The 10,497-nt window shown below is 24.5% G+C and carries 10 protein-coding genes; 8 read left to right on the top strand and 2 right to left on the bottom strand.

The window, feature by feature from the left end; all coding sequences use genetic code 11:
- The first annotated feature begins 54 nt into the window (after nt 1-54).
- The 8 genes from metK to AlmWB_RS00440 all read left to right on the top strand — a co-directional run bounded on the left by metK (nt 55) and on the right by AlmWB_RS00440 (nt 7,462).
- Nucleotides 55-1,209 (top strand): methionine adenosyltransferase, encoded by a 1,155-nt coding sequence (metK, locus tag AlmWB_RS00475; protein WP_369126155.1) that lies wholly within the window; start codon nt 55-57, stop codon nt 1,207-1,209.
- A 107-nt stretch (nt 1,210-1,316) separates the two neighbouring features.
- Entirely contained in the window at nt 1,317-2,744 is a 1,428-nt protein-coding gene (gene proS, locus AlmWB_RS00470; RefSeq protein ID WP_050337062.1) for a proline--tRNA ligase, read from the top strand.
- A gap of 716 nt (nt 2,745-3,460) precedes the next feature.
- Nucleotides 3,461-3,901, top strand: coding sequence for a hypothetical protein (locus tag AlmWB_RS00465; protein WP_050337060.1), 441 nt, complete (start codon nt 3,461-3,463; stop codon nt 3,899-3,901).
- 198 nt (nt 3,902-4,099) lie between these two features.
- Nucleotides 4,100-4,354 (top strand): 30S ribosomal protein S16, encoded by a 255-nt coding sequence (rpsP, locus tag AlmWB_RS00460; protein WP_050337058.1) that lies wholly within the window; start codon nt 4,100-4,102, stop codon nt 4,352-4,354.
- 113 nt (nt 4,355-4,467) lie between these two features.
- Nucleotides 4,468-5,199 carry a tRNA (guanosine(37)-N1)-methyltransferase TrmD gene (gene trmD, locus AlmWB_RS00455; RefSeq protein ID WP_050337056.1) on the top strand — a complete coding sequence of 244 codons (732 nt, stop codon included), beginning with the start codon at nt 4,468-4,470 and terminating at the stop codon, nt 5,197-5,199.
- 67 nt (nt 5,200-5,266) lie between these two features.
- Entirely contained in the window at nt 5,267-5,626 is a 360-nt protein-coding gene (gene rplS / locus AlmWB_RS00450) for a 50S ribosomal protein L19 (RefSeq protein WP_192833061.1), read from the top strand.
- A 104-nt stretch (nt 5,627-5,730) separates the two neighbouring features.
- Entirely contained in the window at nt 5,731-6,987 is a 1,257-nt protein-coding gene (gene tyrS / locus AlmWB_RS00445; RefSeq protein ID WP_050337052.1) for a tyrosine--tRNA ligase, read from the top strand.
- 25 nt (nt 6,988-7,012) lie between these two features.
- The gene (locus AlmWB_RS00440; RefSeq protein ID WP_050337050.1) at nt 7,013-7,462 is read left to right on the top strand and encodes an iron-sulfur cluster assembly scaffold protein; all 450 of its coding nucleotides are present in this window, start codon (nt 7,013-7,015) and stop codon (nt 7,460-7,462) included.
- Nucleotides 7,463-7,709: 247 nt separating this feature from the next.
- Here AlmWB_RS00440 and AlmWB_RS00435 read toward each other — a convergent pair whose 3' ends face one another.
- Together AlmWB_RS00435 and AlmWB_RS00430 are read right to left on the bottom strand one after the other, a co-directional pair.
- Nucleotides 7,710-9,059 (bottom strand): metallopeptidase TldD-related protein, encoded by a 1,350-nt coding sequence (locus AlmWB_RS00435; protein WP_050337048.1) that lies wholly within the window; start codon nt 9,057-9,059, stop codon nt 7,710-7,712.
- On the bottom strand, nt 9,049-10,497 hold a 1,449-nt coding region (locus AlmWB_RS00430; protein WP_320408637.1), incomplete at its 5' end, for a TldD/PmbA family protein. The genes AlmWB_RS00430 and AlmWB_RS00435, both read right to left, overlap by 11 nt.

The raw sequence follows: 10,497 nt of genomic DNA, 5'->3' as shown, positions 1-10,497 counted from the left end.
AATTTGTTGAATTTCTTTATAAATGATAATAAATTTCAAACAACATAACAGGAGATAATTAATTTGAAAAAATTTAGTAGTGAAGCTGTTACAAAAGGACATCCAGATAAAGTTGCAGATCAAATTTCTGATGCCCTTTTAGATGCTTATTTATCACAAGAATCTACAGCTAAAGTAGCTATTGAAACAGTGGTGTCTAAACAAAAAGTTATAGTTTTAGGTGAAATTAAAACAACTAAAGAAATAAGTTCTACTATCATTGAAAAAATTATTCGAAAAACTATTAAAAAAATAGGTTATGATAAACCAGAAGAAGGTTTTGATTATAATAATGTTGATATCATTAATTTAATTCATGAACAATCAATGGAAATTAATCAAGCAGTTGAAAAAAAAGGTGCTGGAGATCAAGGTATGATGTTCGGTTATGCTACTAATGAAACTTCAGTTTATTTACCTTTGAATTTTGTTCTAGTCCGTCAACTTGCTAGAAAATTAACAGAAACACGTATCAACCGAACATTACCTTTTCTTCGACCTGATGGAAAAACTCAATTGACTATATCTTATAATGAACAAAACCAACCACTTTATATTAATTCTATTATTATTTCTTGTCAACATTCTCAATCTATTTGTTTAAAAGAACTAGAAAAACAAATTATCGAAAATATTATTAATACGATTATTCCTAAAAATTTAATAACTTTTCAAACTAAATTTTACATTAATCCATCTGGTTCTTTTTTACAAGGTGGACCTTCTGTTGATACAGGGTTAACAGGTAGAAAAATTATTCAAGATAGTTACGGAAGTGAAATTCGTCATGGCGGAGGGTGTTTTAGCGGCAAAGATGCTTCAAAAGTAGATCGTAGTGGAGCTTATATGGCACGTTATTTAAGCAAAAACATTGTAGCTTCTGGTATTTGTAACAAATGTGAAATACAAATATCTTATGGTATTGGTTTAACACAACCATTAGGAATTTATCTTAATACTTTTCAAACTAATAAAATTCCTGAAAAAGTAATTATATCGACTATTGAAAAAAATTTCGATTTAAGCCCACAAGGAATAATTAAGTTTTTAAATTTAACTAAGCCAATTTTTTCTATAACAGCTAGCGAAGGACATTTCGGTCGTGAAGATAATTTATTTGCTTGGGAAAAAATAGATAAAAAAAATATATTTGCTAAATTAATGAAATAATATTTTTCATAAATTAAAAATATAAAAATAATCTTTAACAATTAACAAATAAAAATATTAATTTTTCTTTTTATTTTTAAGTAAATGAACAAAGGAATGTTTTGAATATGAAACGTCAAAAATTAGTTAAAGAAGTAACGAGACGTGAAAAAGATTTTAGCCAATGGTATACAGATGTTTGTCTGAAAGCAGAATTAATTAATTATTCTGATGTTAAAGGTTTTTTTATTTATTTACCTTATGGTTACTCTTTATGGGAAAGAATCCAAATTTTTCTCAATCATAAATTAAAAAAAAGCCATCATCAAAACGTTTATTTCCCTTTATTATTTGCAGAAAATTTATTTCAAAAAGAAAAAGAACATATTAAAGGTTTTTCTTTAGAAGCTTTAAAAATAGAAAAAGTAAAAGATAAAATAATACAGGAAAATTTAATTCTGAGACCTACTTCAGAAGTTTTATTTTCTCAATATTATGCCAAAAAAATAACTTCTTATCGTGATTTACCTCAATTATTAAACCAATGGTGTAGTGTGATCAGATGGGAAAAAAATACAAAACCTTTTTTAAGAAGTAAAGAATTTTTATGGCAAGAAGGCCATACTGTTCATGAAAACAAAAAAGAAGCTTTGCGAGAATGCTGTTATATTATTAATTTGTATAAAAAATTAGGGCAAAAATTATTAGCAATACCTTTTGTTTTAGGTAAAAAAACACAATTAGAAAAATTTAAAGGCGCCCAAATAACTTATTCTATTGAAGCTTTGATGTATGATGGTCAAGCTTTACAATCAGGAACATCTCATTATTTAGGAACAAATTTTTCTGAATCTTTTGATATTCAATTTCAAGATGATAATTTACAAAAAAAATTTGCTCATCAAACTTCTTGGGGGATTTCTACAAGATTAATAGGTGCTGTGATTATGATTCATGGAGATGATGAAGGATTAAATTTACCTCCTTATTTAGCACCGATTCAAATCGTCATTATCCCAATACAAAATAAAAATCAAGATATTTTAGAAAAAGCACAACAATATTATCAAAAATTAAAAAATAAATATCGTGTGTTTTTAGACTTACAAGATAAACATGTAGGTTGGAAATTTAGTCATTATGAATTAAAAGGAGTACCTCTTAGAATTGAAATTGGATTAAGAGATTTAGTGCAACAACAAGTCATTGTTTTTATTCGCCATAATTTTCAAAAAATAATTTTAAAAGAACAAGAAGTAATCACAAACATTCCTTTTTTATTAAAAAAAATCAATCAAGATATGTTTCAAAAAGCTTTACAAAATTTAAATCAAAATATACACACTGCTTATAATTATGAAGAATTTAAACAATATTTACAACAAAAAAAAGGATATATCAAAATGAGTGTTCATGCAAATGAAGCTGAAATGATTATCAAAAAAGAAACAAGAGCTACAGCAAGAATTATTTTAAAAGAAAAATTAATTACAAAAATTTGTCCTGTGACAAATAAAAAAGCTAATCAAACTATTTTATTCGCTAGATCATATTAAAACATTTGTTTTTTTTGAATAAAAATCTTTTATTTTTTTATATAATCGTGAATTATAATCTAAAAATAAAATAAAAAAATTGAAAAACATGGATAATTTTTTTCAAATTTTTAAAAAAAAAAAAAAACAAAATTTTTAATAAAGCTAACGAAGGATATAAAAATATATAAAAAAAGAAATACTAAGAAATTAAATTAATATCAAAAAATGACTTGCAATTGAATATGATTTTTTTTAAAAAAGAATTAATAAAGAATACATTTTCCTTCATTTTGTAAAAATGAGTATATTGAAGAAATATTTAAGCAATCTTCTAAATAATGACACAAAAAAATATAATCCATATTTGGGGTAAAATTATTTGTTTGATAAAAAGATATTAACACTTTCATAACAAAATATATTTTGTGAACTATTAGAAATTTTTTGATTTTTATTTTTTGCAACTTATTTTTGTAAATTTAATTAAAAAATGATCATCAAAAAAGAAATTTATCTAATAAATATAAGCTAGATATTTTATTAATATTATATATTATATTATATAATAATATGAGTATTATTAATCAAAAAGAAAGACCTAAAATTTTTGAGATATTTTTTAATTAGTTTTTTTGATTATATAAAATATGCTAAGTTTTATAAATATTTATTTTTAATTCATTATATAATGGATTATAAATTTATTTTTATTTATAAAAAGAAAGAAAAAGAAAATGATTACAAATCATAAAAAAATAATTCGTTTAATCTTAACCATGGTTACTTTTATAATCATCTTTTGTGGGTTTTACTGGCGATGGTTTAAAAACACCACAATAGAAATTGCTGATGGAAATCAAAACATTCGGGAAAAAATAGAAGGTAAATTTAAATTTCAAGAATTAAAAGAAAAATTAAACAAAAAAAGTTGTAAAATTTATACTAATCAACGAGACAGTCAAATAATATATTATTGTCATAATATAAAATATATGATTAAACCAAAAAAGAATGAAGCACCATTTTTTGTAGAATTTTATTCTCAAAACAATTTATTGAATGATAAATGGTATTTAGATGATACGTTTATAGGGACAACATTTAAATGTGTTACTAATAATCATCCATTATATTGCATTGAATTTCAAAAAGATCGCTGGTTTTTGCAAAAATGATATTCAAAATAAAAAAATTTAAGAATCTTATGATAATATAAATTACAAAATATTATTGAAAAATATACCATTTACAATAAAAATGATATTGACAGTTACGTAATTTTACTTTATAATTAGATTGAATATAAGTTATCAGAAGAATGTTATTGATAATTTGGTTTATATAAAAATCAAAGAAAGTAGGAACAAAAAGAAATGTCAGTCAAAATGCGTTTACAACGTTATGGTTCACACAAAAAACCTTTTTACCGTATAGTTACTATTAATACTCAAAATAAGAGAGATGGAAAATTTTTAGAAATAATCGGTATTTTTGAACCATTTAAAAATTTAATTAACATCGATTTACAAAAAGCAGCAAAATGGCTATCTGCAGGAGTACAACCTACTCAAACTGTTAAAAATTTATTGAAAAAAACAAAAAAACAAAATAATATAAATAATTTATAATAAAATATACTTAATCAAATGAAGAAAAAAATAATCTTAAAAAATAAAAAATTTATATAATTTGTTTATTTTTTTCTTTTCTTGAAATGAGTTAAATGTGGATTTAGGTTGTTATGAAATTTGATATTATTACTATTTTTCCTAATTTTTTCGAAAATTTTTTAAATCACTCTATTGTTAAAAGGGCACAAGCCAAAAAAAAAATTACTATTAATATTCACGATTTAAGAACATATAGCCAAAATAAACATCGAAAAATAGATGATGTTCCTTATGGAGGAGATATTGGTATGTTGCTCGCTTTTCCTCCTTTTTATGAATGTTTACAAAATATTCCTAAAGAAACGAAAAGTAAAGTAATTTTATTATCTCCCCAAGGTCATTTATTACAACAATCTAAAGTTTTTCATTATGCAAAAGAATATATCCACTTAATTGTTTTATGTGGTCATTATGAAGGTGTTGATGCGCGTATTTTAAATTATATTGATGAAGAAGTATCTATTGGCGATTATGTTTTAACAGGTGGAGAAATCGCTTCTACTGTTTTGATAGACGCTGTGACAAGACTTATACCAGGGGTGATTAAAAAGGAATCTTATTTACAAGATTCATTACAACACAATTTACTAAAGTATCCACAATATACACGACCACGCAATTATAAGAATCACTCGGTTCCAGACATACTTTTAACAGGTCATCATCAAAAAATTTCCAAATGGAAAAAAGAAGAAAGTTTAAAAAATACTTTTTTAAAAAGGCCTGACTTTTTAAAAAAAATTGATTTCGATGAAAACACATTACATTTGTTAGAAAAAATAAAAAAAGAAAAATTAATCTAAAAAGTATTTTAATAAAAAAATATCGTATTTTTTTAAAAAATATTAAATAAAGGAAATTAAAAAAATAATAATGAACATGAAAATACAAGAAATCATAAATGAAGTGAACAAAGATAACTTAAAAAATGTACCTGAATTTAAAACGGGAGATTTAGTTAAAGTTTTTCTTAAAATAGAAGAAGGTAATAAAAAAAGAATTCAAACTTTTGAAGGATTAGTAATCAAACGTAAAGGTAATAAAGGTATTAACGAAAATTTTACAGTTAGAAAAGTTTATTCAGGTATCGGAGTAGAACGTACTTTTTCCATTCATTCCCCGTTATATGAAAAAATAGAAATAATACGACGCGGCATTGTGCGTCGTTCTAAAATTTACTATATTCGTAATTTATCTACAAAATCGATTCAAATTAAAGAAAAAAAATAATTTGCATTTTATTTTTCAAGTTTTCTAATATTTTTTTTATAATATGAGGAAAAATTATTTGTTATATTATCATTATTATTCTTAAAGGAGTATTAAATTAAAAAATGTCTTTATTTAAAGAATTAAAATGGCGTAATCTCATTAAAGAATGTAATAATGAAAAAAAATTAGAAACCTTATTAGAACAAGAAATGATTAATTTTTATTGTGGTTTTGATCCTACAGCGCCTTCTTTAACCATAGGTCATTTGGTCCAAATTATAACTATTTTATTACTAAGTAAAAACAAACATGTTCCTTTTATTTTAATTGGGGGAGCCACAGGTTTAATTGGCGATCCTAAAGAGGATGCGATTGAAAGAACTTTATTATCTCATGATGTTATTTTATATAATGTAAATAAATTACAGCAACAATTTCAAAAATTATTACCTCAAACTAATATTAATTTTGTCAATAATTATGAATGGATTTCTCAACTCAATTTAATTAATTTTTTTCGTGATTATGGTAAATTGTTTAATGTTAATTATATGATTCGCAAAGATAAAGTAGCTAAAAGATTAGAAAAAAAAGGTATTTCTTATACTGAATTTTCCTATATGATTTTTCAAGCTTTAGATTTTTATCAACTTTATAAAAAATATAATGTTAAATTACAGTTTGGTGGTTCAGATCAATGGGGTAATATTACCAGTGGTTTAGAATTAATTAGTAAAATAGAAAAAATTTCTACCAAAAATGAAGTAATTGGTATGAGTATTCCGCTTTTATTAGACCGTCAAGGGAACAAATTTGGTAAAAGTGAAAAACAAACTTTATGGTTAGATCCACAATTAACACGTCCTTACGAAATGTACCAATATCTTTTTAATACATCTGATATTGATGTGATTAATTATTTAAAAAGTTTAACTTTATTAGAAATAGAAAAAATCAAATTTTTACAAAAAGAACAACAAAGACAATCACAAGCAAGAGAAGCACAAAAGGCTTTAGCAGATTTTGTTATTGTTTTTCTTTATGGAGCAACCATATTACAAGAATGTCAACAAGTCAATACTATTCTTTTTCATAAAAAACCATCACAAATGACCCCAGAAGATTTCTTTTTGTTAACTAAGCATTTACATTCAATATGTATATCTCAACCAATTTGCATAACTGATGCTTTAAAAAATACCAAATTAGCGACTTCTAAAAACGAAGCACGTCGTTTAATTACTGCTCAATCTATTAAAATTGGAACAAAAAAAATTAATCAAATTGATTTTTGTTTAACCCCAGAACAAGCTTTTTTTCAACAATATATTTTATTAACCAAAAAAAATAAAATTCATGCTTTGTTATGTTTTCAGTAAATATTTTTTTAAGGTCAACAAATTAATGAATATTAGTCATAATTCAATTCAAGAAATATATCGTAAATTAATCTTAAAACATTATCATCAAGCTTTCAATCGAGGTTTAATAGAAAATTTTCATTTACCTATGTGTACTGCGCAAGAAGAGAATAAAATTTGTGGTGAAAAAATTATTTTACAAATTGCTATTGATCAACAAAAATTAATAGAGATTAGATATGAAACTCAAGGTTGTGCTATTTTAATTGCTTCTGCTTCCTTAATGTCTATGCATTTAAAAAACTTAAATTTATGTACTATTATTAAAAAAATCATTAATTTTCTAAATATGATAGACGAAAAACCTTTTGACAAAAATTATTTAGAAAAAGATTTACTTTGTTTACAAGAAATTAAACATTTTCCAGGAAGAATTTTGTGTGTCAGCCTACCTTGGAAATTATTATTACAAATGATTCAAAAAAATAACTAATTTTATAATAAAATTCTTTGCTATTTTAAATTGGTTATTTTCAAATTACTGTTAAGATATCATAAAAAATTCATATAATAATATGAATTTTTTTAATTTAGTACTAATTTGTTTGGATGAAATTTTATATTTTATTTTCTTATATATCGATTTTATTTTTTTCTAAAAAATTAAAAATTATTTTTGACAAATAATCTTTAATTTAATTCGGCTTGATTTTCTTTATCACATTATATTAATAAAATATTTATTTTTCACCTGCGATCATCAAATCACCAACATAAACGCTAGCGCTACCAAATAATTTAGAAGCTTGAAAGACAAAATCACTAGCTATATCTTTGATATTTTTTAACATTTCAAAAAAATTACCAGAAATAACAATCATTTTAATTGGGTTAGTTATTTTTCCTTGTTTTATTTTGAATCCTTCAGCTTGTAAGCTAAAATCTCCACTAATAGTATCAACTCCTGCGTGTAAACCTATTAAATAATCAATATAAACGCCTTCTTTTATAGGAGAAATTATTTCTGACAAAGACTTTTCCCCTTTTTGTAAATAACAATTACACATAGAGACTGTTCCGTTAAAACAATTACCTGTAGAGTGGGTATTAAAAATATGAGCTGTTTTTAAGTTATGAATAAATTGTTGAAAAACACCATTAATAATAATTTTTTTCGGAAAACAAGCTACTCCTTCATCATCAAACTTACTTTGAAATAAAGAATCTAAGCATAAAGGATCATCAATTAACGTTACATTAGGAGCAGCAATTAATTGCCCTTCTTTTCCTTTTAATTTTGTTAAACTACGATAAGCGTTTTCTCCACTAAAAATATCACTAAAACACTTTAAGAAAGAAGCAAAAATTTCATTAGAAAAAACAGTAGGATAACTATTTGATTTTAAAGAATGGGCCCCGATTTTACTTTCTCCCAAAGAAATAATTTTATTAGCATATTTGACAATATCAATATCAGTAAAAGTTCTTTCTGTAAAATTTTTATATATTTCTTTGATAGAACTATTTTCTTTACCAAAAATACAAATTGCGCCCATTTTGACAAAACTACCTTGTTCTTCTAGATATAATCCTTTTGAATTAGCTAATGTTTCTGAATAAATGGTTTCACTATAATAAATTTGATCAATATTTTTTAAATAATGGCTTTTAGCAAAAAATTCTTTTTCAAAATCTAATAATAAATTGTATTTTTTTTGGATAGGAATCGAAGTGAAATCGAAATTTTTGATAGGAATTTTTGGATAAGTTTTAGAACCTTCGTAAATAAAATCTTTTTCTTTAAAATTGACAATTTCTGCTTTTTGTTTTAAATTTTCTAATATATTATCTATCATATCATCATTAAGATGATTGATGTTTTCTAAATAACATTTAACTTTTTTATTTTGAGAAAGTCCTTTTATGGTAACTGTCATGAGATCACTTAAAACATGTGAATTAATATTATGAAGACCATCTTCTGAGCTAATAGTTAGTGTTGTGCATTGATTTGTTTGAATTTCTAAAGCTTCGAATTTTTTTTTTGCACCCGCTTGAAACCACCTGTTATAATTAATTTTATTTTTCATCTTTTTTGCTTCCTCCGATGATCATCTCTTGAACTCTAATAGTAGGTTGTCCTAAATCAACTGGTACATAACCTGAAATAGATCCGCAATACCCTTGATCAAAGGCTAAATCATTCCCTACACGATCAATTTTCAATAAAATATCTTGACCTGTACCTATTAACATCATATTTTTAATGGGTGTAGTTAATTTTCCGTTTTCTATTAAATATCCTAAATTAACCATAAAATTAAACTCACCTGTAGAAGTCATCACTGTTCCGCCACCTAAACTTTCAGCATAAAAACCATATTGGGTATCTTGAATAATTTGTGCTGGTGTGTCTGTTCCTGCAACAATGTAAGTTGAATTCATACGGGAAGTTGGTGCATATTTATAACTTTGTCGACGTGCTGAACCAGTCGGTAACATATTCATTTTAAGACCATTACGGTAATCAATTAAATAGTTTTTTAAAATTCCTTTTTCAATTAAAAGATTTTTTTGTGTCAGTTTTCCTTCATCATCATAAAGTGTTTGCCCCCAAGTACCTTCTATAGTACCATCATCATAAGCTGTTATTAATTCTGAAGCGATTTTTTGGTTAATCTTATTATAAAAAGGTGAAAGTCCTTTAGTAATAGCAGTTGCTTCTAAAGAATGACCACAAGCTTCATGAAAAATAACTCCACCAACCCCATTATTAATGACTACTGGTATTTTTTGTGGTTTTAATTGCTGCGCTGATAATAATAAAATAACCTTTTCCGCTACTTTAAGAGCTTTTTGTTCTAATTCAGGCAAATCAAAAAAATCTATATTCATGCAACGTCCAGTTTTTTTATCGCTAAATTCTTGAATATTATCACCTACACGTGCTATAGCAATTAAAGAACAATTAATATAATTGCGAACTTCTTGTTGATAAACTCCTAAGGAATTAGCAATTAATACTTTTTGTTCTTCTGTACGAAAATTAACAATAGATTGGGAAATACGTTCATCATGTCTTTTCATTATTTGAGATAAATGTAATAATTTTGGTATTATTGTTTTGATATCCATATTTGAATTCGATGCGTGCACACCCTTTTGATGCAAAGACGTTTCATTGAAAGGAACTATTGATGCTTTGGTGTCCCCCTTCCAAGCTTTTTTTTGTGCTAAAATTAAATTTAAAATATGATCATGTTCCACTTGATTAGTATAAATATAAATTTCATCTGTATGTTTTAATAAACGAATACCCACGCCAAAAATATAATCAGTCTTATAACCTACAATTTCATCATTAATAATTTTTAAAACATTAACTGTTTTATCTTCGAAAAATAATTCAACAAAATTAACCCCATTATTTAAGGAATTTTGTAAAATATTTTCGATTTCTATTTTAGTTAATAACATAGAACTCATTTCCTTTTGTTTTAACATTTCTTCAAATAGTTTTTTGTTTAT

It is taken from the genome of Candidatus Phytoplasma phoenicium (genome assembly GCF_001189415.1).
Classification (GTDB): Bacteria; Bacillota_I; Bacilli_A; order Acholeplasmatales; family Acholeplasmataceae; genus Phytoplasma; species Phytoplasma phoenicium.
This window is presented reverse-complemented; position numbering and strand designations above follow the sequence as displayed.

Coding starts and splice junctions, on each gene's coding strand:
- proS (WP_050337062.1), top strand. CDS start 1,317: ATGAAACGTCAAAAATTAGTTAAAGAAGTAACGAGACGTGAAAAAGAT.
- AlmWB_RS00465 (WP_050337060.1), top strand. CDS start 3,461: ATGATTACAAATCATAAAAAAATAATTCGTTTAATCTTAACCATGGTT.
- rpsP (WP_050337058.1), top strand. CDS start 4,100: ATGTCAGTCAAAATGCGTTTACAACGTTATGGTTCACACAAAAAACCT.
- trmD (WP_050337056.1), top strand. CDS start 4,468: ATGAAATTTGATATTATTACTATTTTTCCTAATTTTTTCGAAAATTTT.
- tyrS (WP_050337052.1), top strand. CDS start 5,731: ATGTCTTTATTTAAAGAATTAAAATGGCGTAATCTCATTAAAGAATGT.
- AlmWB_RS00440 (WP_050337050.1), top strand. CDS start 7,013: ATGAATATTAGTCATAATTCAATTCAAGAAATATATCGTAAATTAATC.
- AlmWB_RS00435 (WP_050337048.1), bottom strand. CDS start 9,059: ATGAAAAATAAAATTAATTATAACAGGTGGTTTCAAGCGGGTGCAAAA.